This is a genomic window from Leucobacter sp. WKLB1, assembly GCF_059696215.1.
In genome coordinates this window covers 986,924-1,011,624 of the sequence record NZ_AP046115.1, presented here as the reverse complement: position 1 = coordinate 1,011,624, position 24,701 = coordinate 986,924, and the positions used below count along the sequence as shown (strand labels likewise).

Here is a 24,701-nt window from a genome sequence, read left to right as displayed (position 1 = left end):
CCGGGCGAGCCCGATCCCACCGCCGTGCGGTGCGTGAGTGGAGCGCGTTACGCCTCGAGCGCCGCCTCAGCCTGCGCCGCTTCGGCCTGGGCGGCCTTGCGCTTCGCGAGACCACGGCGCACGAAGGGCCAGCAGATGACGAGCACGACGGTCGCGATCAGGCTCGTCCACACCTGGGTGCGGCCGTCCTCCGAGGTGAGCATGATCACCAACACGGTGATGATGGCGGCGATCAGCAGCAGATTGAGCCACGGGTGCAGCCACATCTTGAGCTTGAGGCCCGCGACCTCTTCCGGCGTCATCTTCTGGCGCATGCGCATCTGCGTCAGCGCGATGAAGCCGTAGACGAAGAGGGCGACGAGGCCCGCCGAGTTCATGATGAACGAGAAGACGCCCGAATCGGGAGCGGCGAAGTTCACGATCGTCGCGACGACGCCGCCGATGGTCGACGCCAGCAGGGCGGCGACCGGAATGCCGTTCTTCGCCTTCTTCGCGATGAACTTCGGCGCGAAGCCCTGCTCCGCGAGCGACGAGAACATGCGCGACGCCGAGTACAGGCCAGAGTTGAGCACCGAGATCACCGCGGTGAAGATGACCAGCTGCATCACGATGGCGGCACCCGGCAGACCGAAGAGCTCGAAGACCTTCGTGAACGGCGCCGAGGCGACGTCGATCGGCTCGGGCAGTTCATCCCAGGGGATGATCGTGGTGATGATGAGTACGGCGCCCACGAAGAAGAGGAGGATGCGCCAGATGACAGTGCTGCTCGCCTGACGGATGCCCTTCGCAGGGTCTTCGGACTCGGCCGATGCCATGACGGCGATCTCCGTACCGAAGTATGAGAAGATCACGAGCGCGACACCGGTGAAGGCCACGCCGTACCCGTTCGGGGCGAAGCCGCCGTGCTCCCAGAGGTTCGGAATCGAGAACGACGAGTTCGGCCACAGCCCGAACGCGAAGAGCACGCCGGCGCCCAAGAAGACGACGATCGCGAGCACCTTGATGCTGGCGAGCCAGAACTCGACCTCACCGAACGTGCGCACCGAGATGAGGTTCGCACCGACGAAGATGGCGAGCAGCAGCAGCGAGCCGGCCCACGACGGCAGCCAACCGAACCAACCATGCAGCGTCTCACCGCCGAGCACTGCCTCGTAGGCGAGCACGCCCACCCAGAAGTACCAGTAGAGCCATCCGACGAGGTACCCAGCCCAATCGCCGAGACCGACGCGGGCGTACTCCATGAACGAGCCGATCGCGGGCCGAGCCGCCGCCATCTCGCCGAGCATGCGCATGGCGAGGAAGACGAGCAGGCCGCCGATGAGATACGAGAGCACGGCGGCCGGGCCGACGGTGCGAATGACGTTGCCCGAGCCGACGAAGAGGCTCGCGCCGATGATGCCGCCGAGCGTGATCATCGTGACGTGACGGGAACGCAGTTTCTTCTGCGGCACCTGCACAGCGCCTGCCGAGGTCTCGGGCGACACGGGCCTCGAGTATGCGGACTTCGGGTCGTGTGATGCGGAATTCATTACCGGGAGAGGTGCCTTACTCGCTCGCGTCCGGCCCACCTCGCGGGCCTGGGAATAACCCGAGAATGATAAGTCAAAGATCGCCCGATGTGAAATCGAATGACGCCAGACGGACCGAGTCCAAGAAATATGTGCGCCACAATCGATCCCCGGCGAGACCTTGCGGCAACGTATTCGAAATCGTATATTATCGAGCGTGCGGTATGCGCCGCAGTACCTCGTCACAAAGGAGTGCCCGAATGTCCACAGCTCCCCACCAGGGATCGCTGACCCCGACCGGAACCATCGCCACGACCCACGATCGTCGTCGCGTGGCTTTCGCCACCGTGGTCGGCACCACCGTCGAATGGTACGACTACTTCATCTACGCCTCTGCCGCAGGCCTCGTGTTCAGCCAGCTGTTCTTCGAACCCGCCGGCCAGGGCATCGGCACGATCCTGTCGTTCCTCACCGTCGGCATCAGCTTCCTCTTCCGCCCGCTCGGCGCCTTCCTCGCCGGCCACTTCGGCGATCGATTCGGGCGCCGCATCGTGCTCGTCGTCACGCTGATGCTCATGGGTGCGGCGACCGTGCTCATCGGCCTGCTGCCCACGTACAGTCAGATCGGGATCGCCGCGCCGATCCTGCTCATTCTGCTGCGCATCTTGCAGGGAGTCTCGGCCGGCGGCGAATGGGGCGGGGCCGTGTTGATGGCCGTCGAGCACGCCCCGCGCGATCGACGTGGTCTGTATGGCGCGATGCCGCAGATCGGCGTGCCCATCGGCCTGCTGCTCGCCAGCGCGATGCTCGCGATCATGAACATCATCTTCCCGGGCGACGCGTTCATCGAGTGGGGCTGGCGCATCCCATTCCTGTTCTCGATCGTGCTGATCATCGTCGGGTACTGGGTGCGCCGCCGTGTCGAGGAGAGCCCGGTCTTCGCCGAGATCGCGGAGCGCAAAGAGCAGACCGGCGCCCCCGTCGTCAAGCTGTTCGCACGCTTCACGCCGCTCGTCATCCTCGCCGCGCTCGTCTTCGCGGGCAACAACGCGGTGGGCTACATGACGACCGGCGGCTACGTGCAGAACTACGCCACCAACCCCGACGGCCCCGTCGGCCTCGACCGCGGCGACGTGCTGTGGGCGGTCACCGCGTCGTCGGTCACGTGGCTCATCTCGACGTTCGTCGCGGGCTGGATCTGCGACCGCATCGGCCGACGCACCACCTACATTCTCGGCTGGGTCCTGCAGGGCGCGGCCCTCTTCGCGCTGTTCCCGCTGGTCAACACCGGCGACCCGGTGCTGCTCGCCTGCGGCCTCATGCTACTGACGGTCGGGCTCGGGTTCACGTACGGCCCGCAGTCGGCGTGGTACTCCGAAATGTTCCCCGCATCGGTGCGCTTCTCGGGCGTCTCGATCTCGTACGCGATCGGCGCGATTCTCGGCGGCGCCTTCGCCCCGACCATCGCCGCATGGCTGCAGCAGACGACCGGCACCTCGACTTCGGTGACGTTCTACCTGCTCGGCATGACCGCGCTCGGCCTCATCGCGACCCTGCTGCTGCGCGACCGCAAGGGCATCTCACTGCGCCCGGGCGACGAAGCGGAGCAGCACGAGGGCATCTACATCTGGCAGCCGGCCCACCAGCCGCGCGGCTAGCGGCGGCTGCGCGCCGGCCCACTTTGGCAGCGGGGTCAGTTTCGGAGGGTGTTGCGCCATCGCAACCCTCCGAAACTGACCCCGCTGCGGCGTTCAAGGGGTGCGACGTCCGATTCATCGGCCACCGCGCTCCGCACCCTGCGATCGGGGTAACTTCGGACCAGTCGCAGGGGCGAATCCAGCCTCCGCACCGGTCCGAAGTTACCCCGATCGCATCAGAGCGCATCAGAACGCGGCAGCAGCCCCGCGCACGCCTCAGCGGCGCCGCGCGAGCAGCATCGCTCCGGTCGCGGCAATGACCAGCAGCCCGATGAGCCAGGCCAGGGCGACCCAGATCGCGGCACCGACCGGCTGACCGGCGAAAAGCGCGCGCAGCGTGTCGACGATCGCCGTGACCGGCTGATGCTCGGCGAACCAGGCGACGGGGCCGGGCATCGAATCGGTCGGCACGAACGCCGAGCTGATGAACGGCAGGAAGATGAGCGGGTAGCTGAAGGCGCTCGCCCCGTCGATGGTCTTGGCGGCGAGGCCGGCGACGACGGCGATCCAGGTGAGGGTGAGCGTGAACAGCGTCACGATGCCGGCGACAGCGAGCCAGGCCGCGATCGAGGCGCCGGTACGAAAGCCGAGCAGCAGCGCCACGCCGATGACCACCGCGACCGACACGAGGTTTGCGACGAGCGACGTGATGACGTGCGCCCAGAGCGCACTCGACCGCGCGATCGGCATCGAACGGAACCGTTCGAAGATGCCGCCCTGCCGGTCAAGGAAGAGCCGGTAGGCCGTGTAGGCGACGCCCGACGCGACTGTGATGAGCAGGATGCCCGGCAGCAGGTAGTCGATGTACGCACCGTCACTGCCGGTGCGAATCGCGCCGCCAAGCACGAAGACGAACAGCAGCATGAGCGCGATGGGCGTGATCACGGTGGTGATGATGGTGTCGGGGCTGCGGAGGATGTGCCGCAGCGATCGCCCGGTGAGCACGCCGGTGTCGGTGATGGCGTGCGCGGTCATGATGCGCTCCGTTCGGTCGGTGCGGGATCACCGGGCGCCGCAGCACCCGCCCCCACAATGGCGAGGAACACGTCTTCGAGCGTCGGCTGCGGTGTGACGAGCACGGGCTCCTGGGGCGGCAGCAAGCGTTGCAGTGCCGCGAGCGTGCCCTGCTGCACGATGCGCCCTTCGTGGAGTATCGCGATGCGGTCGGCCAAGTGCTCGGCTTCGTCGAGGTACTGGGTGGTGAGCAGCACGGTGGTGCCGCCGTCAGCGAGCTCGCGCACCAGCCGCCACACTTCGGCGCGCGATTGCGGGTCGAGCCCGGTCGTCGGTTCGTCGAGGAAGAGGATCCGCGGGTCACCAACGAGGCTCATCGCGATGTCGAGTCGGCGCCGCATGCCGCCCGAGTACTCCCCCGCGCGCCGGCCCCCCGCATCGGCGAGTTCGAAGCGCGCGAGCAGCGTGTCGGCGACTGCCGCCGGTTGCGGCACGTGTCGCAGCCGGGCGACGAGCACCAGGTTCTCTCGCCCGGTGAGCACCTCGTCGACGGCGGCGAACTGTCCGGTCAGGCTGATCGCCCTGCGGACGGCGTCGGGATGCTCGTCGACTCGGTGATCCAGCACCCTCGCCTCGCCCGCGTCGGCGGCGAGCAGTGTCGCGAGCACGCGGATGAGCGTCGTCTTGCCCGCCCCGTTCGAGCCGAGCAGCGCGAACACTTCGCCCAGGGCGACCTCGAAGTCGACGCCCCGCAGCACCGCGGTCTCGCCGAACGACTTCTCGAGGCCGCGCACGGAGATCGCCTGCGCGTCGATGCGCGGGGGCGACTCGAGCACGGCGGTCATGATGCGCCGCCGTCCGGTTCTCGCGGAGCGCTCGGTGCCGTCGCTTCGGCCTCGGCGATCGCGCGGGTGAGGCGCTCGCGCTCCTTGTCGATCCACTGCTTGCCGGAGTACGCGTTGACAAAATCTTCGGCGAATGCGACCGGATCGTCTCCGACGATGTCGCGTACGGGAGTGCCGTCGATGGCGGCGCGCTCCCACAGGTCGGCGTGGTCGCTGACCATCGTGACCAAGGTGCTCCCGTCGCCGATCGCACCGAAGTAGGTGAAGTAGCGCGAGAGCGCCTGCGCCACGGTTGCGTACGGCTGCGGCAGCGCGGCGATGCGCGCGATCGCGGACTTGTACTGCTTCTTCTCGTCGAGTGATCCGGTGAGGGTTTCGATCCATTTCGCGGTCATGATGCGGCTCCTTCGTGCGGCGATGCGGCAGGTGCGGCGGGTGCGGAGTGTGCGGTGCGCAGCGCAGCGATGTGCGCGGCGAGGAAGTCCCAGGACTCCCAGAATTCGGCGAGACGGTCGCGGCCTGCGCCCGACAGCGTATACACCTTGCGCGGCGGCCCCTTCTCGGAGGGCACGCGCTCGACCGAAACGAGCCCCTTTTGCTCAATGCGCACGAGGAGCGCGTAGATCGTGCCCTCGGCGATGTCGTCGAAGCCCCGCTCGCGCAGGGTCGCGGTGATCTCGTATCCGTAGGCGGAGCGGTCTGCGAGGATCGCCAGGACGATCCCCTCGAGCGTGCCCTTGAGCATCTCGGTCATCTGGGTTGCCATCGGCCGCCTCCCTGCTATTCAGTGATGCTGACTACAGGTAGACGGTAACACTAAGTACCGCTACTTGGCAAGACTGAATAGCGGCAGCGCTCCGCGCACTTCGCGCCGCCCTCCCCGCGCCTCGACGAATCGGGGTAACTTCGGACCGGTTGCACGGCCTATTTCAGCCTCCACACTGGTCCGAAGTTACCCAGATCGCACAGGGGGCGCGGCGCGGTGGAGAGCGCGGCGCAGCAGAGGGCGCGGCGCAGCAGAGGGCGCGGCGCAGCAGAGGGCGCGGCGCAGCAGAGGGCGCGGCGCAGCAGCGGGCACGGCGCAGCAGCGGGCCCGGCGCCACCGCCTCAGCTCTCGACGCGCTCGAGTCGATAGCCCATGCCGGCCTCAGTGATGAGGTGGACGGGGTTGGCCGGATCCGCCTCGATCTTCTTTCGCAGCTGCGACAGGTACAGCCGCAGATACCCGGTGTCTTCGATGTGCTCCGAGCCCCAGATCGTGGTGAGCAGCGTCTGCCGGGTGACGAGCCGCCCGGGGTTGCGGATCAGCAGTTCGAGCACCTGCCACTCCGTGGGGGTGAGCCGAATCTGTTGCTCCCCCTCGGGCGTGGACCGCGTCACCGCACGCGCCGCGAGATCAACGGTGACGTCGCCGAGTCGCACCACCGGCACCGCATCGTCTCGCACGATGCGCCGGCTGAGCGCCCGGATGCGCGCGAGCAGCTCGTCGATTGCGAACGGCTTCGTCACGTAGTCGTCGGCCCCGGCGTCGAGCGCGTCGACCTTGTCGGCGGCACCTGCGCGCCCCGACACGACGAGAATCGGCGCCTGCGACCAGCCGCGCACGGCCTCGATCACCTCGATGCCATTGAGGTTCGGCATGCCGAGGTCGAGCAGGAAGAGGTCGGGGCGGTGGTCGATCGCGGCGGCGATGGCCTGCGCTCCGTCGGCGGCGACGAACACGTCGTAGCCCTTCGCGGTGAGGGTGATGCGCAGCGCGCGCAAGATCTGCGGGTCGTCGTCGGCGATCAGAATCTTCATCGCGGGGTCTCGCTTTCGCTGGCTGACGGGTGCGGGCGTGCGGGTGCCGGATCGCCCAGCGCCGCATCATCGAACGACGCGGGCGGCATGACCGACGACGGCACCACCGGCAGCGACACCACCATCGTGAGCCCGCCGCCGGGAGTGTCTTCGGGCGCGAGCGTCCCCTGCATCGATTCGACGAAGCCCCGGGAGAGGGCGAGGCCCAAGCCAAGGCCTGTGGTGTTGTCGGTGTCGCCGAGGCGCTGGAACGGCACGAAAATATCGTCGCGCTTCTCGGCGGGCACCCCTGGCCCGTGATCGATGACACGAATCTCGAGTCGGTCGGCGAACGTGCTGGTGCTCACGAGCACATTCGCTCCCTGCGGAGAGAAGCGCAGCGCGTTGGCGAGCAGGTTGACCACGACGCGCTGCAGCAGCACCGGGTCGGCCTGCACTGCCGCATCGCCGTGGCGCAGGGAGAGTGCGACGTCGGCGGGGCCCGCGTCGAGCTCGTCAAGCGCCGCCGCAATGACCGATTCGGGGTCGGTCGGGGCGAGCCGGATCGCCAAAGCCCCGGCCTGAATGCGGCTCACGTCGAGCAGATCGGTGACGAGCGCCGCGAGCGCGTCGAGGCTCTCGGTCGCGGTGTCGAGCAGCTCGCGCCGGTCGTCCGCGCTGAGCTGCACGCCCGCGGCGCGCAATCCACCGATTGCAGCAGTGGCCGCCGCAAGCGGGCGTCGCAGGTCGTGACTCAGCGCGGAGAGCAGCGCCCCGCGCACACGGTCGGAAGCCGCGATCGGTTCGATCTCCCGGGCGGTCTCTTCGAGACGCCGGTGTTCGAGCGCGGCTTCGAGCTGCGTGGCGACCACACTGAGCAAGCGCCGCTCGGAGGCGGCGAGATCGGTGCCGAAGAGTTCGAGTTCTGCCCCGGAGCCGACCGCGATCACGGTCTCGGCGCGGGGCCCGCTCGCGAGACGATCGGCACCGTCGGATCGCGCGGCGGTCGCGGCGCGATCCGCGGGTTGCGGGCGGTCTGCACTTTCGACACCACCCACCGCGTCGACCAGCACCTCCCCGCCCGCATCCACGAGCCGCGCGCGACGCAGTCCGAACGCCTCGCGTGTGCGATCGACCAGGGCCTGCAGGGCGTCGTCTCCGCGCAGCACGCTGCCGGCGATCGTCTGAATCAGTTCGGATTCCGCGGCCGAGCGCCGCGCCGCGCGGGTGGTGCGGGCCGCGCGGTCGACGATCAGACTGACGAGCATCGCGATGACGACGTAGAGCGCGACGGCGAGGAGGTGCAGCGGTTCGTGGATGTGCACCGTGTGGATGGGTTCGAGGAAGAAGAAGTCGAGCGTCAGGCCCGAGAGCACCGCGGCGAAGACCGCCGGCCAGATGCCTCCGGTGAGCGCCACCACCACGACGAGCAGCTGGTAGCTGAGCACGTCGCTCGTCATGGAGTCATCGCTGCGGAATGTGGCGAGCAGCCAGGTGAGCAGGGGCCCGCCGACGAGGGCCAGCGCGAACCCGAGGACGCGCCGCTTTGCGGTGAGCGCCCCGGTGCGACGGGGTAGGGCGAAGCCGCGGGATCCCTCCGCGTGATTCACCATATGCACGTCGATGTCACCTGACTCGCGCACCACGGTCGCACCGATGCCGGGGCCGGTGGCCGCCGCGAGCCACCGCCCGCGTCGGCTCGCGCCGAGCACGAGTTGCGTCGCGTTGACGGAGCGCGCGAACTCCACGAGCGCGCTCGGCACATCGACACCGATCACCTGGTGGAAGCTGCCGCCCAGCTCTTCGACGAGGGCGCGCTGCTGGGCGAGCAGCGCGGGGTGCGCCGTGCGCAGCCCGTCTTGGCTCGACACGTGCACCGCCAGCAGCTCGCCGCCGGCCGAGCGAGCGGCGATCCTCGCCCCGCGCCGCAAGAGCGTCTCGCCCTCAGCGCCGCCAGTGAGTGCGACGACCACGCGTTCGCGCGCCTCCCAGGTGCGGCGGATGCCGTGCTCGGCGCGGTACCCGGTGAGCGCTTGGTCGACCTCGTCGGCGAGCCATAGCAGGGCGAGCTCGCGCAGCGCGGTGAGGTTGCCGAGGCGGAAGTAGTTCGCGAGTGCCGCGTCGATGCGCTCGGCCGGGTAGACCGCTCCCCCGGCGAGCCGGTCGCGCAGCGCTTGCGGAGCGAGGTCGATCACCTCGATCTGGTCGGCGCCGCGCAGGAAGCGGTCGGGCACCGTCTCGCGCTGGGGTACGCCGGTGATCTGCTCGACGACGTCGTTCAGCGATTCGATGTGCTGAATGTTCAGGGTCGAGATGACGTCGATGCCTGCCTCGAGCAGCGCATCGACATCTTGCCAGCGCTTCGCGTGCCGCGTGCCGGGCGCGTTCGTGTGCGCCAGTTCGTCGACGAGGGCGACCTGGGGGTGCCGCGCGAGCACGGCGTCGAGGTCCACCCCCTTGCGAGCTCCCGCGACCTCGGGGAGGCCGTTGGCGAGCGCCGACGTTGCCGAGCGCCCGTGATCGTCGACGGCAGCGATCACCACGTCAATTCCGTCGGCACGCATGCGTCGGGCTTCTTCGAGCATCGCGAACGTCTTGCCGACCCCGGGCGCTGCCCCGAGCAGCACATGCAGCCGACCGCGCCCCGACATGTCGCCTCCTCGTGCTGAGCAGCCGCAATCGCGCGACCTGGCTCCAGAATAGGCCTCAAGCGCTGCGGGCTCGCCCCTTACCTGCGCGAGCGACGACGCAGCGCGTGGTACCCGCGCGTCAGCATCGGCACGGCGAAGCCCACCGCGATCGGCACCACGATGGTCACGGTGAGCGCGAAGCCGAGCACGTCGGGCCACGATGAGACGAGCGGTGCGAGTGCGAAGCGCACGATCAGCACGAGGGGCAGGATCGCGGTCCACGTGAGCAGCATGCGAATCGCCAGTGGTACGGGCGGCATGGCGGGCATCGGTGCGGGTGTTTCCGGGGTGGGCACAGCTGACATTATTCTCCAAATAATCGTTTGGAGTCAGTGTAGTGACCTCGACCCCGCGAACACCAACGCGGCGGCCCGGGAAGTCATTCCCCGGCCGCCGCGTGCGCGAGCGTGTGCGTTCGACGAGTTATGCGCTCGGCGTTCCCTTGCGACGCCGAGCGATCAGCAGCACCACCGCACCGATCGCCAGCAGCACGCCACCGGTGCCGAGCATCGGGGCGAAGTCGGTGCCCGTGTTCGCCAGGTCTCGATCGCCGGTGCCAGGACGCTCGCCCTGCGTCCCCGCAGTCGCCTGTGCCCCAGCACTTCCCGCGCCCGCATCGGCGGAGACGCCCGCAGTCGCATCGGCTACAGCATTCGCCTGTGCCGACGCATTTGCGGTGCCCTGTGCAGCGCTTCCGCTACCGGCATCCGCCTGAGCATCCGCCGCCGCCACAGCAATCAATATGAAGTCTTGGTCGGCGACCAGCGCACCCGAGCCATCAATCACCACGGTGCGGGTCGCGGGCCCTTCGAGCGTGTATCCCTCAGGCACATCGATGGTCATCACATACGTTCCCGGAGGAATGTCACCGAATGTGAACGACCCGTCTTCGCCACTGCCGGTGAGGAACGAGAGGTCGCCACTCAGCTTCACCGTCACCTGAGGAACCGGTTCGTCGCCAGAGGTCACCGTGCCCCTGACAGCGCCGACTTTCACGATCTCGAAATCGATATCTGTCACGTTCGCATCGACGACGTCGACGGTCTGCGACGTGTCGTCGCCTTCGGCCGTGATGACGTACTCGCCCGGCAGCAATCCGGGAAACACGTACCGGCCATCTGCATCCGTAACTGCGGTCAGCGTGCCATCGGGGCCCGCGGCGGACACCGTCACTCCAGCAGCAGGCCCACCCGGCGTCGAAACTGACCCCGAAATCGTCTGGTACACGACCTGTTCACCCGTGAAGTCAACGTTCTCGATCGGATCCTCAGACGTTCCATCAATGGTGAACGGCGGCTGGGTCGACGGGTTCACAAACCCGTCGGGCAGCGTGACTGCGGGCGTCCAGGTACCGGTGCCGACGGAGTCGAACAGGTATGAACCATCTGCTCCGGTAGTGGCGGTCACCACGTTTCCCGCACCATCATCGAGGGTCACCGTGGCACCCGGAATCGGATCTCCATCAGCGTCTTCAACCACGCCGCTCACCGCGACGGGCACGATGTCGCGAATCGAGAAATCCTCAACCGCGTCGGTGTCACTCAGGTCAACTGACCGACTGGTCGACCCCTCGACGATCTTGCCCACAGGCTCCTTGGCGCGGACGACATACCCGTCGCTCGCCTGCACGCCAGGGAAGGCGTAGGTACCACCCACACCCGTGATCACGGAGCCAACCTCGGTGCTGTTCGCATCTGTGAGCGTCACGATGACCCCGCTCCCATCGCCCCCGGCATCCGTTACGGTGCCCGAGACATCTCGCGACAGCGACGAGAACCAGGTTTGGTAGACCGGAAAGCCGGCGCGGCGCTGGAACGTGAACGAGAGCGTGCTGATCGGCGCCGACGGCTCGAACCACGCCGCGGCACCCGAGGTGTCGACCGCGGCCGCGTTGCCCGTGAGCGTGAGCGACGCCGGGTCCCACGTCGGCACATCGGCGGCATCGCCGGTGCACGACGGTTTGCCTGCAAGCCCGGGCGCGCAGTAATTAAAGCCGCCGTTGAACCCGAGCTGCGCGGCGTTCAACGCGACCCCGTTCCGGCCGATGGCGCGAATCTTGACGAGGTCGGCATCGATGTCGCCGAGCACGAATGTCCAGTTGGCAGTGGGTGTCGGCTTCGAGAAGGTGTAGGTCGTGGTCGAGGCGCCCGACGGCGTATCGACTTTCGGTCGGAGATTCAGATACGGCTGGTCACGGCTCGAACCGTACTTCTGCCCCACGTCGGTTGCCGCCGAGAGCCAGGTGCTCGCACCCGAGATCACTCCGACCTGCCCCGCACGCGAGTCAGACCGCACCTGCGCGGTCAGCTCAGGCGAATCGGCGATCCGCACCGTGGTCTGGTAGTTGCCTCCTGTGCCCGTGAAGTCGGTCCAGTCGGCCCAGCGGCTCGTCGTAGCGGCCGCCGCCGGCGTTGCAGCCGCGACCACGACGCCCAGCACGAGTGCCGGCACCGCTGCCAGTGTTCCCCATCGTCTTCGAGTGTTCCCCATGCGGCCATCGTAGGCGGCGACGAGGGCGAGCGGAATAGTGCACCTCGCGCGCTGCACTGCCGTTCGCCGCACGACGCGCACCGCCGACGATGGTCAGTCGGAGAGCGGCGCCGCGATCCCGCACATCACCAGGTCGACCGTGGCACGAATCCGCGCCGCGTCGAGCGGCAGACCGGTGAGCGCGGAGTACGCCGTCATCGCGATGAGGTGATCGGCGAGCAGGATCGCATCGACGTCGTCGCGCACCTCGGCGCGGGCAGTCGCACGCTCGACTTGCTGCCCGACCCAATCGCGAATCTGCTCGGCCAGCCGGGCGTTCAGCGCCGCGCCGACGTCGGGGTCGGTCGCGGTGACCGCGATGAGCGCGCGAGCGACTCCGAGCCCCTCGGGGGTGGCGAGGCGAGCGGTCGACGCGGTCAGCCAGCCGCTGAGCTGCTCGGCCAGCCCGACCCCCGGCGCCGCGACCGGAAGCGCCGCACCGAAGGCACCGCTCGCGAACTCTGGAGCCGCGTCGTCGAGCAGCGCCTCGGCCAGAATCGCCGCCTTCGATGGCCACCAGCGATAGATCGTCTGTTTGGAGACACCCGCCTCGGCGGCAAGCCCCTCGATCGTGAGCGCCGCGTATCCGTCTGCGGCGAGCGCGCCGCGCGTCGCCGTCAGCACGGAGCGTCGGGCGGCTTCACTTCGAATTCTCGGCACGACTTCAGGGTATCGGGGTGTATCGTGCTGCATAAGTGGACGCACCGTTGCGTAATTCCTGCACGAGCGCGGCGCCCCCACTCCGGCACTCGATGAATGGAGATCTCATGGCACTCACCGCACAATCCTCGATCGGCGACTGGCTCGCAGACCCGACCGGCGGCGACCTCGTGCGCGGCCTGCTCGCACAATCCGGGGCAGACCCCGACAGCCTGACGCCGGTGCTGGGCCTCCCGCTGCAGCAACTGGTCGTTCTCAGCCAGGGCGCGATGCCGCAGTCAGTGGTCGACGATCTGGTGCGCGCCGCGAACGGGGGCGAAATCCCCGATGAGGCCGCGTCGACCGGCTGGGCCGAGCGCATCACGCCCGAGCGATTCGCCGGCAAGACGGTGATCGTGACCGGCGCCGCGTCGGGCATCGGCCGCGCGACCGCATCGCGCATCGCCCGAGAGGGTGGCCGGGTGATCGCGTGCGACATCGCTGCCGAGAAGCTGGAGGCATTCCGCGCGGAGCTGCCGCAGGCCGACATCACCGCTATTGCTGGCGATCTGACGCAGCAGGACGCAATCGACGCTGTGGTCGCCGCCGCAGGCGACCGCATCGACGCGCTCGCGAACATCGCGGGCATCAACGACGACTTCTCCCCCGCCGGCGAGACGCCCGACGCGGTGTGGGATCGCGTCATCGCGATCAATCTGACCGCACCATTCAAGCTGATGCGCGCCGTGCTGCCCGCGATGGAGCGCGCCGGGCGCGGAGCCATCCTCAACGTCTCGAGCGAAGCCGCGCTGCGCGGCAATGCCTCGGGCAACGCCTACACAGCCAGCAAGCACGGGATTGTCGGGGTCACCCGCTCGGCCGCGTTCATGTACGGCCCGAAGGGTATCCGGGTGAACTCGGTGGCCCCGGGCGGCGTCGCCACAGGCATCCCGATGCCCCCGAACATGTCAGCAGTCGGCTCCGCCCGGTTGGCCCCGTTCCAGCAAGCGATCCCGACGGTCGCAACGGCCGAGCATCTCGCGGCGTCGATCACATTCCTGCTCTCCGACGACGCCGTGAACATCAACGGCGCGGTGCTCGCCTCCGACGGCGGGTGGTCGGTGCAGTAATCCCGTAGCTGCGGCGGCGATTACGCCTGCCGCAGCCGCTCGACCAGCGCGGCGATGCGGCGCGTTCGCGTCTCCTCGCGCACCGCGGTGACAATCGGGTGCAGCGCGCTGTATCGCGCACTGCGACTCAGTGACTCGAAGGCGCTGCGCGCAGCAGGGTCACAGGCGAGCGCGGCGGTCAGCGCGTCGGGCTCTTGCATGTCTGCCGATCCGGCGTACGCCCGCTCCCAGCGCCCGTCGGCCTGCGCGCGCTCGACCTCCCGTCGACCGCGTTCGCGCATCAGCCCGGCAGCTTCCAGGCGAGCGACGATGTCGACGTTGCGCTGCGACCAGATCGATCGCGCGCGCCTCGGGGTGAACCGCTGCACAAACGTGGTCGCGTCGCGCGAGCGCTTCTGCCCGTCGATCCACCCGCTGCAGAGCGCGATCTCGAGAGCCTCCTGATAGCTCAGCGATGTGGGCGTCGTCGTTCCCTTTTTCGCCAGCACCACCCAACCGCCGTCGTGCTCGTGTTCCACCGCTTCGAGCCAGGTGCGCCAGGCATCAGCGTCGGCGAAGACGAGCAGTTCGGGTTCAGATGCTGCGCTCGTGGCGCCCGGCTTACTCGGCGACATCGAGGATCACCTTGCCGAAGTGCCCGCCGGCGCGCAGCAGGTCGTGCGCCTCCGCCGCCCGCGCGAGCGGCAACCGCGCCTGCACCGGCACCCGAATCTGCCCGTGCTCGAGCATCGGCCAGACGAGCTCGCGCGTGCGGTCGAGAATTCGCTGCTTGTCGTGCGGGGCGCGCGAGCGCACCGTCGTGCCGATGAGGTGCACACGCTTCGCCATCAGCGCGCCGACATTGAGTTCCCCGGTCGCCCCGCCGAGCGTGCCGATGATCACGAGGCGCCCGAACTCACGCAGCATCCGCACGTTGTCGTCGAGCGCGGGGCCACCGACGACGTCGATCACGATGTCAGCTCCTCCCGCGTCGCGCACGGCGGAGACGACGTCGGTCGTGTGCCGGTTCCAGGCGAGATCGGCGCCGAGCTCGCGAACGCGCGCGACGGCCTCGTCGGTTCCGACGGTGGTGAGCACTCGAGCGCCGAGTACATGCGCGAACTGAATGGCGAACGCGCCGATGCCGCCCGTACCGCCGTGGATGAGCACGGTCTGCGGATCCGGTGCCGCTCCCCCGTCGCCCCCTCCGGGCTCGATGCGCAACCCGGCCTCGAGCACCAGATTCGACACCACCGTCGCGGCGACTTCGATGATGCCGCCGGCCTCGGCGAGTGAGAGCCCGGTGGGCGCCGGCACCACCTGCACCTCGGGCACCGCGACAACTTCGGCGTACCCGCCGCCCGCGAGCAGCGCAACGACGGGCGCGCCGGTGTCGCGACGGTGCCCGGAGACCTCGAGCCCCGGGAGCTCCGAGGCACCGGGCGGTGGCGGGTAGACGCCCGCGGCCTGCGCCACGTCGGCGCGATTCACCCCGGCCGCCACGACATCGACCAGAATCTCCCTCTCGCCCGGCACGGGCTCGGGCAACTCCACGAGTTCGAGGCGATGGTCGTCGGTGATGGTGATCGCGCGCATGCTCCCACGCTAGACCGCGCCGACGCGCGGGCGCTACCGCCCGGTGACGAGCATGTCGGCGAAGCTGGCGACGCGGTGCTGCAGGTGCTCGATGCGCCGCTGACGCTCAGCGGCCATGTCGAAGCCGTCGTAAGGCAGCGGCGGGTCGGTGCGCACGTTCCAGGAGCACTGAAAGTTCTGGCAGATCAGGGTGCCGACGGTGTTGCCGCGGCGCCCCGACTCCCCCGCGCGGCGGGCGGCGAAGAAGACCACCTCATTGATGAGCCGCGTATCGCGGCACCACTCGCAGATCTGGCGTCGCTGCGGCGAGGCGTCGGCCTGCCGCAGCATGACCCCGATCGGGGCGCCGTCGAATGCGGGCAGCACGACGTAGGCGCGCTTGGCGAACTTGGGGTCGTGCCAGCCGAGGTAGTCGAACTGCGACCAGTCACGGGCGTCGAGATCGTCGGGCAGCCCGGCGACTGACGCCTCTTTGCGAGACGCGTTGATGAAGCTCGAGCGAATAGAGGGGGCGGTGAGTGCGAGCATGATGATGCCCTTTCGTACGTGATGAATCTGGGCCTGGATTCGGGTTAGGCGCCGAGGGCGGAAGAACCGCCGCCGACCTCCTGACGCCCGAAGGCCGCTGATGTCACGTCATGCACCCGACCACGGTAACACCGTCGCCCGATACCAGTCACGGTGCAGCAGCTCACCCGCTCACCCCACGCCACAAGTGGCAGTTTCTGCCACTTCGGAGTACAGTGAGCCGCATGAACGCGAACTCGCAGTTCACGCGCGGCGATCGCGCCCGGCTCGACGCCGCGGAGCGCTGCGCCGACCTCTACGTCGCGCGTGGCACCACCGACCTCACGGTCGCCGACATTACCGCGGCCATCGGCATCGCCCCGCGCACGTTCCACCGCCACTTCCCCACGAAGGCCGAGAGCATCGCACCGATCTTTGACTGGACGACCCAGCAGTTCAACGCGGCCGTCGACGAGGCTCCGGCAGATGCGACGCTCCGTGAGATCGCACGGCTCGCGTTCACCCGGTCGCTCGGCGACGCCCAGCTCGCGCGCACCCGCGCACTCTTCCCGCTGATCTTCGCAGACCCCGATATGTGGGCGGTGTTCCTTCGCAAGCTGCACGACGGCGAGACCTCGCTCGCACCGGTGCTGGCGCCAAGACTCGGGGTCGATCCCGTATCGCTCGCCGCCCGCACCGCGGCCGCGGTCATCGCGAGCGCGACCCGCATCGCCCTCGAAACCATGGTCACCTCCGGCGACGACGCCGAAACGGTGTACCTGCACGCGCTCGACGCGTTCACCTCCGAAACCATCCGTCGACTCTGACGGACTCCGCGTCGCGGCCCCGACCCACCGCGACAGCGCAGATCACCGGGCCGAGAGAACACGGAGCACCACACCATGACAGCACTTCTCGCAGGCAAGGTCGCGATCGTCACCGGCGGCGCGAGCGGCATCGGGCTCGCAACCGTCGAGCGGTTCATCGCCGAGGGCGCGCAGGTCACCATCGCCGACATCCAGGATGAGGCCGGCCAGGCCGAGGCCGCCCGACTCGGCGATGCCGCGCTCTACGTGCGCACCGACGTCACCGATGAGGCCAGCATCGCGGCCCTCGTCGACGCCACCGTCGAGCGGTTCGGCAAGCTCGACATCATCTACAACAACGCGGGCGCGCAGGGCGACCCGTCGTCGATGCTCGACATTGAATCGGCGGGCTTCGACAAGTCGCTCGCGCTGCTCACCCGATCGGTGCTGCTCGGCCACAAATACGCTGCGCGCCAGTTCCAGAAGCAGGGCACCGGCGGATCGATCATCTCGACCGCCTCGGCCGCCGCGCTGCAGGGCGGCTGGTCGGTCGCCGGATACACCATCGCGAAGCACGCCGTCGTCGGCATCGTGCGCCAGGCCGTCGCCGAGCTCGCACCGCTGGGCATCCGCTCGAACGCGATCGCCCCGGGCGTCATCATGACACCGATCATGGCCCGCAGCTTCGGCGTGCCGCTTGACGAGGCCGGGGCGTTCGCCGATTTCCTCGCCGAGAAGCTCGGCGCGACGCAGCCCATCGGTCGCGTCGGCCAGGCCGACGACATCGCGAAGGTCGCCACGTTCCTCGCCAGCGACCTCGGTGACACAGGGCACGTTCGCAACCGACGTCGTCGCGGCGGCGGCAGAGTACACAAACCGCTGAGTCTCACCCGCTGAGCGAGCGCGGCTTGCACGCTGACGTGCGCCATGCGCAACGGGTGCCGGATCGCCGCTCCCGTCGATAGACTCCGGCCTATCGGCGGTCGGCGCCCGCGCACCCGGCGCACGCGCGATCGCCCCGTTCGAGGGGAGCACCATGCCGCAGCAGTTCGATGTCATCGTGATCGGAGCGGGGCCCGTGGGCGAAAACGTCGCCGACCGGGCCGTGCAGGGCGGGCTGAGCGTCGTGATCGTGGAGTCCGAGCTCGTCGGCGGCGAGTGCTCGTACTGGGCGTGCATGCCGTCGAAGGCGTTGCTGCGGGCGGGCGAAGCGGTGCGCGCGGCGCAGGGGGTCGACGGTGCCCGCCAGGCCGTGACCGGAGCGGTCGATGCGGCAGCGGTGCTGCGCCGACGCGACTCGTTCACGAGCAACTGGGACGATTCGGGCCAGGTGCGCTGGCTCGACGGCGCGGGCATCGACCTCGTGCGCGGGCACGGCGCCATCTCGGGCGAGCGCGAGGTAACCGTGACCGCCGCCGATGGCACCGAGACCGTGCTGCAGGCGCGGCACGCGGTGGTCGTGGCGACCGGGTCGGCGGCGCTGCTCCCCGACATCCCCGGCCTCGCCGACGCGCAGCCCTGGACGAACCGCGAAACCACCGCCGTCGAGCAGGTTCCACGTCGCCTCGCCATCGTGGGCGGCGGGGTTGTCGCGGCAGAACTCGCGACCGCCTTCGCCACCCTCGGCTCGCAGGTCTCCCTGCTCGTGCGCAGCGGCCTGCTCTCGGGGCAGGAGCCGTTCGCCGGCGAGCTCATCGGAGACGCGCTGCGCGAGCTCGGGGTCGATGTGCGCCTCGGCGCCTCGCCCGCCTCGGTGACGCGCGACGCCGACGGCACGGTGCACGTCACCACGGACGGCGGCGACGTCATCGAGGCCGACGAGATCCTGGTCGCCACCGGCCGCGTGCCCCGCACCGGCGACATCGGGCTCGATCGAGTCGGGCTCGAACCCGGCGCCTGGCTCGACGTCGACGACACCTTGCGCGTCGTCGGCACGGGCGGGTCTGCCGGTTCGCGCTTGGACGGCGATTGGCTCTACGCCGTCGGCGACGTCAATCACCGCGCTCTGCTCACACACCAGGGCAAGTACCAGGCGCGGGCGGCGGGCGATGCCATCGCGGCCCGGGCGAACGGCACCGAGCTGCGCGACGAGCCGTGGGGCCGCCACGTCGCGACCGCCGACCACGCGGCCGTGCCGCAGGTGACCTTCACCGACCCGCCCGTCGCATCCGTGGGCCTCACCGCTGCCGCCGCCGAGCGCGCCGGGCTCACCACCCGGGTCGTCGACATCGAGCTCGGCGGTGTCGCCGGCGCCAGCGTGCACCGCGACGATTATCGCGGCACAGCGCGCATGGTCGTCGACGAGAGCCGTGGCGTCATCGTCGGTGCCACTTTTGTGGGCCCCGACGTGCAGGAGCTGCTGCAGTCGGCCACCATCGCTGTGGTCGGCGAGGTGCCGCTCGAGCGGCTCTGGCACGCCGTGCCCGCGTACCCCACGATCAGCGAGGTCTGGCTGCGGCTACTCGAGGGCTACGGGCGGTCGAACAACGCGCTGTAGCGGGGCCGCGATCCGGCCCCATACCCCCGGCTCTGCAATGATCCTTGGGTATGGAGCCCGTGAGCCCCACTATTCTGCGGGTGCGGCCACCTCGTCGATCGGAGCCGGGGTGCGATCCCTGGGCGGCAGCTTCTTCTGATCCTGCGCCGGGAACACGACCTTCTGCACAATGATGATGACCGACGCGGCGACCGGGATCGCCACCAGAGCACCGAGCACCCCGCCGAGCGCACCGCCGCCGACGGCCGCGATCACCACGAGCGAGCCGGGCACCGCAACCGCCTTGCTCATGATGCGGGGGCTCAAAACGTACGCCTCGATCTGCATGTAGACGAGGTAGTACGCCGCGGCGATCAGCGCCGTCGTGGGCGAACTCACGAGGCAAATCACCGAGATGATCACCGAAGCCGACAGGGTGCCGACAAGCGGAATCAGGGAGCCTACGAACGCGATGAGCGCGAGTAGCGCCGGCAGCGGCGCCCCGATGATGCTCAAGAAGATGAGGCTCAGAATGCCGTTGCAGAGCGCGAGGCTCACCTGGCCGATGACGTACCGGCCTACGGCACCTGACACATCTTCGAGCAGGTCACGGAAGCGCGGGCGCTGGTAGGCCGGCACGAACCGCACCACCAGGCGTTTCATCGCGCGCATCGACGCCATGAAGTAGAGGGTCAGAATCAGCACGATGATGACGCCCGTCACCCCGCCGGCAATGCCCGCGCCGACCGCGACGAGCCCGCCGCCGATCTGTCCGAGGTTGGTCGGATCCTGCAAGAAGTCGAGCACGCCCGAGATTGCCTGGTCGAAGTTCGAGCCGAACTGATCGGTCAGCCAGGCGTACCAGTCGCTGTGCGTAATGTCGTCGACCATCTGCGGGGCGCTGTCGACCAGGTTCGTGATCTGCTTCACCAGCACGGGCACGATCGCGAGCAGAATGCCGGCGAATGCGAGGATCACCACACCGACCACCACTGCGACCGCTGCGGGTCGGGGCAGCTTGCGCTCGATGAACGACACGATCGGGTCGAGGCCCAGCGAGAGGAACAGTGCGACGCCGACATAGACCAGCACGGTGCCGAGCTGCCCGACGATCGACCCGATCAGCAGCGCGACGAGCACGCCGAGCGCCCCGAGCAGACCGAACGTGAACGGATTGATGCGGGTACTGTTGCCGAACGGGGTGTACCCCGCGGGAGTCGCGCTCAGACCGGCATCCTGCGCTTCGTCATTCTTCGTCTGCCACCAGCGCATGTCATTCCCCTCACCGGGCCGCCGAGGGCGCCCCTACCGGGTCAGTCGACCACTCGACAGGGCCCAGGTCAAGCACATTGAGATTTCGATGAGGCGTGTCGTATGAGGCGATCGGAAGCGGTGCGCACAACCTCCGTGATGGCGCCTGTGCGGCATTGCAGAATCCGTCGGTGACGGCACGCGCACGATCGCATCGTGTCGCGTCACCCGCGGGTGAACACGAGGGTGAATCGACCCGCTTTCGCGCCGAACACACGTGCCGCTCACTGCTATCTTTCACGCGGGGGACGTGAGCGATCACGAATTTCGTTGATAATTCGGGGTCACGCTTCACTTTCCGTGGCTCCGAGCGAGCTAATGGGAGTCATCTGTGAGACCACTCTTTAGCGTACCGAAAATCGGTGCGCACCGACTGCGAGCGCGCGGCCAGCGCGGACTCGCGATCGTGGCAGCTTCGGCTGTCGCATTTTCCGGGCTCGTGCTCGGCGTAGCCGCCCCTGCGAGCGCGGCCGTCGAAAACGTGCAGTTCGAGGCTCCGAACAACACGCTCGTGCAGCTCGGCTCGCTGGCGAGTCGTTCGCAGCGCGGTCCGGTCGCGATCAGCGGTATCGGGCCCTACACCGTGCGCGGCACCGACGCCGTGAGCGGTGAGCCCTATGAGTTCGTGACCGACTGGAATTACAACGCCAGCAACGCGGGCTGGCAAAACGAGAGCGACGAGCGGCCCGGCAGCTCGATGACCCTCTCGTCGAACACCAACGCCTCGTTTTTGAACCGCAATGGGGTCATGCAACTCAGCTCGAACGGTGGCTGCCAGGGATCGAACTTCTTCGACGGCAAGACCACCTTCTGCTCGGCGTTCGGCCCCGACGTCTACTCGAAGCCGTTCACGGCAACGGTCGGCCAGGCCGTCTCCTTCGACTGGGCCGCGCAGCGCATCACTGATGACTACGAAATCTACGCGTATCTCGTGAAGGTCACCGGAAACGGATTCGGCACGCCCGCCGACCACACCCTCATCGCCTACGGTCGTGGCAATACGCAGGCGTGGACCACGTCGAGCAAGAAGATTCCGGCCGATGGCACCTACCGATTCCGCTTCGTCAATGGCACCTACGACCAGACCGGCGGTCAGGCCATCGGTTCCAACATGTACATCGACAACGTGCTCAAGCTCGGCACCGAGAATCCGATCACGTTCGGCCAGCAGTCTGATCGCGTCGCCGCAGACGGGCCGCTGACGCTCACGGCCACGGCGCCGGGCGGAGCGGTGACCTACGGGTCGACCACGACGAACATCTGCACGGTCAGCGGATCGACCGTTTCGTTCACGGGCACCGTCGGCACCTGCCGCATCGTTGCGAACCAGGCCGGTGACGCCACCTACGTGCCGGCTGAGACCGTGACGCAGTCGTTCCGCATCCTCGCGGCGCGCACCGCACCCGTGAACGCGGGCCTCCCGTTCTTCACTGGCAGCACCGCCGAGGGCGAGACCCTCACCGCTGACCCGGGCACCTGGCTCGATGGTGGTTCCCCCATCACGAACACCACCTACCAGTGGGTGCAGAACACCAACGGCACGCCGAGCTCGATCTCGGGTGCGACCGCCGCGAGCTGCTATCTCGTCGCATCGCCCGGCTCACAGCTGACCGTCGCAGTCACGCAGACCAACGCGATCGGTTCGACCACCGCGACCTCGGCACCGCTGAACGGCTACACCTGCGGCGCTCCTGTCGCTCCGCAGTGGACGCTGCAGACGCTCGGCACCCCGGTCGTGGGCGCCGCCCTTTCCGTCACCTTCACCGCTTCAGGCGTCACGACGCCGAGCTACTCGGTGACGGGCGGCGCGTTGCCGGCGGGTCTCACCCTCGACGAGCAGACCGGCAAGGTGTCGGGCACGCCGACCGCAGCGGGCCCATACGCATTCACCCTTACGGCCACGAACCCGACCGGCACCGCCGATCTGTCGGTCAGCGGCACCGTGAACGCGGCCCCGGGCGCGATCACCGGCGGAGCCGATGACTTCGTCGTGGGCACTGCAGCGAGCGGCTCGGTGGCGGCGACGGGCACACCCGCGCCGAGCTACACCGTCACCGCGGGCGCACTGCCCGACGGCGTGTTGCTCGACCCGGTCACGGGATCCTTCTCGGGCACCCCGACCGTTGCCGGCCCGTTCGCGTTCACCGTGACCGCGAGCAACGGTGTGGGCACGGCGACGACTCGCGAGTTCACCGGCACCGTCGACCAGGCTCCGGGATGGAATGTCGCTCAGGGCTGGGCACCGCAGGTAGGCTCCGAGCTTGACGTCGCGTTCACTGCGAACGGCACCCCAGCTCCGAGTTACGTGGTCGTCAACGGCGCACTGCCTGACGGCCTCCTGCTCGATGCGCAGACTGGCCGCATCACGGGGACGCCGACCACCGCGGGGGCGTATTTGTTCACGCTGCGGGCGACGAACACGCGCGGCACCGACGATCTCATCGTTTCAGGAACTGTGGTCGAGGCCCCCGGTGCAATCACCGGCGAGCCCGGGCACTGGATCGTCGGCACTGAGCTGACCTTTGCCGATGACACGAACGCGCTGCACGCGACCGGCACTCCCGCAGCCGTCTACTCGGTGACCGACGGCGCGCTCCCCGAGGGTGTGACGCTGGACCCGACCACGGGATTCTTCACGGGCACCCCGACCGCACCTGGCGCGTACGACTTCGTCGTCACCGCCTCGAACGGCATCGGTACCGCGACCACCCAGCGCTTCACGGGCATCGTGGATGCGGCCCCCGTGTGGAATGCGCACGACGCGCTCGCGCTGCAGACCGGCGTCGCGTTCTCGTCGGCGTTCACCGCGACTGGCATCCCGACGCCGACCTATACGGTCGCCGTTGGCGCGCTGCCGGAGGGGCTCACGCTCGACGAGACGACCGGTGACATCACCGGCACGCCTACCGCGCCCGGTCCGTACGCAGTGACGCTCGCCGCGAGCAACGGCATCGGCGACCCCGCCCTGCTCGAGCTCACGGGTATCGTCACCGATGCGCCCGTGTGGGTCGATACGCAGATCGGCAAGTTGCGCGTCGGTGCTGCGTTCACCGACGCAGTCGCGGCGAGCGGCACCCCCGCGCCGAAGTATGCGGTCACCGCGGGTTCCCTACCCTCGGGTCTCTCGCTGAACGCGCTCACCGGTGATATTACGGGCGTGCCCACCGCCGCTGGCGCCTACACGTTCACGGTGACCGCGTCGAACGGCATCGGTGATGCGATCACACACGAGTTCTCGGGCAAGATCGTGCAGTCGCCGACGCGCCCCGGCGACGCCGGAACACCGAAGCTGCCCGTGCTGCGCGAGGGCGAACCAGTCTCAGTAGACCTCAGCACAGGCATCGCGTCTGACCCGAAGCCGACGTTCCGCGTCACGAGCGGGCAGTTGCCCGAGGGGCTGTCGCTCGATCCTGAAACCGGTGTGCTCAGCGGCACCCCGCTGCACCCGGGCGTCTACTCGTTCATCGTGACCGTCGACAACGGCACTGACGACGTGCTCACCTTCGCCTTCTCGGGCGAGGTGCTCGCGGCTGCTGCCGGCGACGCTGATGCCGCCTCGGGCGCGAATGCGAACGCAGACGCCGATGCTGATGCTGCGGCGAACGGCACGCAGAGCGGGCCTGCGCTCGCGTCGACGGGCACCGAGCTGGCGCCGGTCGCGATCATCGGTGCGCTGCTGATGCTCGCCGGTGCCGTGCTCGTCGCTCGCCGTCGCCGTCGCTCGGTCTAACGCTCGAACGATCGCGCTGCGCCCTCGGGATCCTCGCGGATCTTGGGGGCGCAGCGCGTTTGCGGCGTTCGCGTGCTCGTGCGCATGGGGTTGACCGACACCTTTCACCCTTCAGTGCCGGGCAACCTGTGCTTATCGTTCTTCGGCGACGATCTCGACCTTGAATCCGGCGGCGTTCTCGAGCCAACCCGCGTAATGCCCCGGGCCGCCGGCGTGCGGGTACCGCTCGTGATAGAGCGCGGTCCATCCGTGCTCCTCCGCATCGGCCATCAGCGCGTCGACGGTCGCCGCCGATCCACCGAGAAACGCGAGGTGGTTCACCCCGGGCCGCCGCCGATCGTGAGGCGTCGGCGCGAGGTTCGGTGAGGTCGTCAGCGTGACGTAGGCCCCACCTGCCGACCACGACTCGCCCTCGGCCCACTCATTCTCACGGGCGAACGCGACGCGGGTCAGCAGCCAGCCCCACTCGGTGCGAGCCGCGGGCAGGTCGGCGACCCAGACCTCGACGTGGTGCAGCCCTGGCAT

Annotated in this window: 21 protein-coding genes; 6 read left to right on the top strand and 15 right to left on the bottom strand. The window is 68.7% G+C overall.

All coding sequences use genetic code 11. From position 1 onward, the window contains the following. Positions 1-47: 47 nt before the first annotated feature. On the bottom strand, positions 48-1,529 hold the full coding sequence (locus tag ACZF5Y_RS04655) for an amino acid permease (RefSeq protein ID WP_497534658.1): 1,482 nt from the start codon (positions 1,527-1,529) through the stop codon (positions 48-50). 239 nt (positions 1,530-1,768) lie between these two features. Here ACZF5Y_RS04655 and ACZF5Y_RS04650 point away from each other — a divergent pair, with 239 nt between their 5' ends. Then, positions 1,769-3,166: an MFS transporter gene (locus ACZF5Y_RS04650; protein WP_497534657.1), complete on the top strand. Its 1,398-nt coding sequence runs from the start codon at positions 1,769-1,771 to the stop codon at positions 3,164-3,166. A gap of 255 nt (positions 3,167-3,421) precedes the next feature. On the opposite strand, the gene ACZF5Y_RS04645 is transcribed toward ACZF5Y_RS04650, so the two are convergent. The 9 genes from ACZF5Y_RS04645 to ACZF5Y_RS04605 form a co-directional block, all read right to left on the bottom strand. Further along, on the bottom strand, positions 3,422-4,180 hold the full coding sequence (locus ACZF5Y_RS04645) for an ABC transporter permease (protein WP_497534655.1): 759 nt from the start codon (positions 4,178-4,180) through the stop codon (positions 3,422-3,424). Then, on the bottom strand, positions 4,177-5,004 hold the full coding sequence (locus tag ACZF5Y_RS04640) for an ABC transporter ATP-binding protein (protein ID WP_497534654.1): 828 nt from the start codon (positions 5,002-5,004) through the stop codon (positions 4,177-4,179). Before ACZF5Y_RS04640 ends, ACZF5Y_RS04645 begins: the two co-directional genes overlap by 4 nt. Next, positions 5,001-5,399 carry a DUF1048 domain-containing protein gene (locus tag ACZF5Y_RS04635; protein WP_497534653.1) on the bottom strand — a complete coding sequence of 133 codons (399 nt, stop codon included), beginning with the start codon at positions 5,397-5,399 and terminating at the stop codon, positions 5,001-5,003. Before ACZF5Y_RS04635 ends, ACZF5Y_RS04640 begins: the two co-directional genes overlap by 4 nt. Then, positions 5,396-5,770 carry a PadR family transcriptional regulator gene (locus ACZF5Y_RS04630; protein WP_497534652.1) on the bottom strand — a complete coding sequence of 125 codons (375 nt, stop codon included), beginning with the start codon at positions 5,768-5,770 and terminating at the stop codon, positions 5,396-5,398. Before ACZF5Y_RS04630 ends, ACZF5Y_RS04635 begins: the two co-directional genes overlap by 4 nt. Before the next feature lie 341 nt (positions 5,771-6,111). Continuing rightward, complete coding sequence (locus ACZF5Y_RS04625; protein WP_497534651.1) at positions 6,112-6,804, bottom strand: response regulator; 693 nt, start codon at positions 6,802-6,804, stop codon at positions 6,112-6,114. Beyond that, positions 6,801-9,434 (bottom strand): DUF4118 domain-containing protein, encoded by a 2,634-nt coding sequence (locus tag ACZF5Y_RS04620; RefSeq protein WP_497534650.1) that lies wholly within the window; start codon positions 9,432-9,434, stop codon positions 6,801-6,803. Before ACZF5Y_RS04620 ends, ACZF5Y_RS04625 begins: the two co-directional genes overlap by 4 nt. A 77-nt stretch (positions 9,435-9,511) precedes the next feature. Next, on the bottom strand, positions 9,512-9,769 hold the full coding sequence (locus ACZF5Y_RS04615; protein ID WP_497534649.1) for a hypothetical protein: 258 nt from the start codon (positions 9,767-9,769) through the stop codon (positions 9,512-9,514). A 127-nt stretch (positions 9,770-9,896) separates the two neighbouring features. Continuing rightward, the gene (locus ACZF5Y_RS04610) at positions 9,897-11,963 is read right to left on the bottom strand and encodes an MSCRAMM family protein (protein ID WP_497534648.1); all 2,067 of its coding nucleotides are present in this window, start codon (positions 11,961-11,963) and stop codon (positions 9,897-9,899) included. A gap of 93 nt (positions 11,964-12,056) precedes the next feature. Next, on the bottom strand, positions 12,057-12,662 hold the full coding sequence (locus tag ACZF5Y_RS04605; RefSeq protein ID WP_497534647.1) for a TetR/AcrR family transcriptional regulator: 606 nt from the start codon (positions 12,660-12,662) through the stop codon (positions 12,057-12,059). Positions 12,663-12,769: 107 nt separating this feature from the next. Between ACZF5Y_RS04605 and ACZF5Y_RS04600 the strand changes: the two genes are divergently transcribed. Beyond that, the gene (locus ACZF5Y_RS04600; protein WP_497534646.1) at positions 12,770-13,771 is read left to right on the top strand and encodes an SDR family NAD(P)-dependent oxidoreductase; all 1,002 of its coding nucleotides are present in this window, start codon (positions 12,770-12,772) and stop codon (positions 13,769-13,771) included. A gap of 20 nt (positions 13,772-13,791) precedes the next feature. On the opposite strand, the gene ACZF5Y_RS04595 is transcribed toward ACZF5Y_RS04600, so the two are convergent. The 3 genes from ACZF5Y_RS04595 to ACZF5Y_RS04585 are packed head-to-tail and all read right to left on the bottom strand — an operon-like array spanning position 13,792 to position 15,874. After that, on the bottom strand, positions 13,792-14,385 hold the full coding sequence (locus ACZF5Y_RS04595) for a YdeI/OmpD-associated family protein (protein ID WP_497534645.1): 594 nt from the start codon (positions 14,383-14,385) through the stop codon (positions 13,792-13,794). Next, positions 14,372-15,346 (bottom strand): NAD(P)H-quinone oxidoreductase, encoded by a 975-nt coding sequence (locus ACZF5Y_RS04590; protein ID WP_497534644.1) that lies wholly within the window; start codon positions 15,344-15,346, stop codon positions 14,372-14,374. Before ACZF5Y_RS04590 ends, ACZF5Y_RS04595 begins: the two co-directional genes overlap by 14 nt. A 33-nt stretch (positions 15,347-15,379) precedes the next feature. Continuing rightward, the gene (locus tag ACZF5Y_RS04585; protein WP_497534643.1) at positions 15,380-15,874 is read right to left on the bottom strand and encodes an FBP domain-containing protein; all 495 of its coding nucleotides are present in this window, start codon (positions 15,872-15,874) and stop codon (positions 15,380-15,382) included. 224 nt (positions 15,875-16,098) lie between these two features. Between ACZF5Y_RS04585 and ACZF5Y_RS04580 the strand changes: the two genes are divergently transcribed. The 3 genes from ACZF5Y_RS04580 to ACZF5Y_RS04570 all read left to right on the top strand — a co-directional run bounded on the left by ACZF5Y_RS04580 (position 16,099) and on the right by ACZF5Y_RS04570 (position 19,156). After that, complete coding sequence (locus tag ACZF5Y_RS04580) at positions 16,099-16,680, top strand: TetR/AcrR family transcriptional regulator (protein ID WP_497534642.1); 582 nt, start codon at positions 16,099-16,101, stop codon at positions 16,678-16,680. Between the two features lie 75 nt (positions 16,681-16,755). Beyond that, positions 16,756-17,556: an SDR family NAD(P)-dependent oxidoreductase gene (locus tag ACZF5Y_RS04575; RefSeq protein ID WP_497534641.1), complete on the top strand. Its 801-nt coding sequence runs from the start codon at positions 16,756-16,758 to the stop codon at positions 17,554-17,556. A gap of 139 nt (positions 17,557-17,695) precedes the next feature. Further along, positions 17,696-19,156: a dihydrolipoyl dehydrogenase family protein gene (locus ACZF5Y_RS04570; protein ID WP_497534640.1), complete on the top strand. Its 1,461-nt coding sequence runs from the start codon at positions 17,696-17,698 to the stop codon at positions 19,154-19,156. A gap of 69 nt (positions 19,157-19,225) precedes the next feature. On the opposite strand, the gene ACZF5Y_RS04565 is transcribed toward ACZF5Y_RS04570, so the two are convergent. After that, entirely contained in the window at positions 19,226-20,407 is a 1,182-nt protein-coding gene (locus ACZF5Y_RS04565) for an AI-2E family transporter (RefSeq protein ID WP_497534639.1), read from the bottom strand. 445 nt (positions 20,408-20,852) lie between these two features. Here ACZF5Y_RS04565 and ACZF5Y_RS04560 point away from each other — a divergent pair, with 445 nt between their 5' ends. Further along, positions 20,853-24,176: a beta strand repeat-containing protein gene (locus ACZF5Y_RS04560; protein ID WP_497534638.1), complete on the top strand. Its 3,324-nt coding sequence runs from the start codon at positions 20,853-20,855 to the stop codon at positions 24,174-24,176. Between the two features lie 132 nt (positions 24,177-24,308). Here ACZF5Y_RS04560 and ACZF5Y_RS04555 read toward each other — a convergent pair whose 3' ends face one another. Then, positions 24,309-24,701, bottom strand: coding sequence for a VOC family protein (locus ACZF5Y_RS04555; protein WP_497534637.1), 393 nt, complete (start codon positions 24,699-24,701; stop codon positions 24,309-24,311).

Coding starts and splice junctions, on each gene's coding strand:
- ACZF5Y_RS04640 (WP_497534654.1), bottom strand. CDS start 5,004: ATGACCGCCGTGCTCGAGTCGCCCCCGCGCATCGACGCGCAGGCGATC.
- ACZF5Y_RS04575 (WP_497534641.1), top strand. CDS start 16,756: ATGACAGCACTTCTCGCAGGCAAGGTCGCGATCGTCACCGGCGGCGCG.
- ACZF5Y_RS04580 (WP_497534642.1), top strand. CDS start 16,099: ATGAACGCGAACTCGCAGTTCACGCGCGGCGATCGCGCCCGGCTCGAC.
- ACZF5Y_RS04645 (WP_497534655.1), bottom strand. CDS start 4,180: ATGACCGCGCACGCCATCACCGACACCGGCGTGCTCACCGGGCGATCG.
- ACZF5Y_RS04565 (WP_497534639.1), bottom strand. CDS start 20,407: ATGCGCTGGTGGCAGACGAAGAATGACGAAGCGCAGGATGCCGGTCTG.
- ACZF5Y_RS04625 (WP_497534651.1), bottom strand. CDS start 6,804: ATGAAGATTCTGATCGCCGACGACGACCCGCAGATCTTGCGCGCGCTG.
- ACZF5Y_RS04650 (WP_497534657.1), top strand. CDS start 1,769: ATGTCCACAGCTCCCCACCAGGGATCGCTGACCCCGACCGGAACCATC.
- ACZF5Y_RS04570 (WP_497534640.1), top strand. CDS start 17,696: ATGCCGCAGCAGTTCGATGTCATCGTGATCGGAGCGGGGCCCGTGGGC.
- ACZF5Y_RS04655 (WP_497534658.1), bottom strand. CDS start 1,529: ATGAATTCCGCATCACACGACCCGAAGTCCGCATACTCGAGGCCCGTG.
- ACZF5Y_RS04600 (WP_497534646.1), top strand. CDS start 12,770: ATGGCACTCACCGCACAATCCTCGATCGGCGACTGGCTCGCAGACCCG.
- ACZF5Y_RS04555 (WP_497534637.1), bottom strand. CDS start 24,701: ATGCCAGGGCTGCACCACGTCGAGGTCTGGGTCGCCGACCTGCCCGCG.
- ACZF5Y_RS04635 (WP_497534653.1), bottom strand. CDS start 5,399: ATGACCGCGAAATGGATCGAAACCCTCACCGGATCACTCGACGAGAAG.
- ACZF5Y_RS04630 (WP_497534652.1), bottom strand. CDS start 5,770: ATGGCAACCCAGATGACCGAGATGCTCAAGGGCACGCTCGAGGGGATC.
- ACZF5Y_RS04590 (WP_497534644.1), bottom strand. CDS start 15,346: ATGCGCGCGATCACCATCACCGACGACCATCGCCTCGAACTCGTGGAG.
- ACZF5Y_RS04620 (WP_497534650.1), bottom strand. CDS start 9,434: ATGTCGGGGCGCGGTCGGCTGCATGTGCTGCTCGGGGCAGCGCCCGGG.
- ACZF5Y_RS04595 (WP_497534645.1), bottom strand. CDS start 14,385: ATGTCGCCGAGTAAGCCGGGCGCCACGAGCGCAGCATCTGAACCCGAA.
- ACZF5Y_RS04610 (WP_497534648.1), bottom strand. CDS start 11,963: ATGGGGAACACTCGAAGACGATGGGGAACACTGGCAGCGGTGCCGGCA.
- ACZF5Y_RS04585 (WP_497534643.1), bottom strand. CDS start 15,874: ATGCTCGCACTCACCGCCCCCTCTATTCGCTCGAGCTTCATCAACGCG.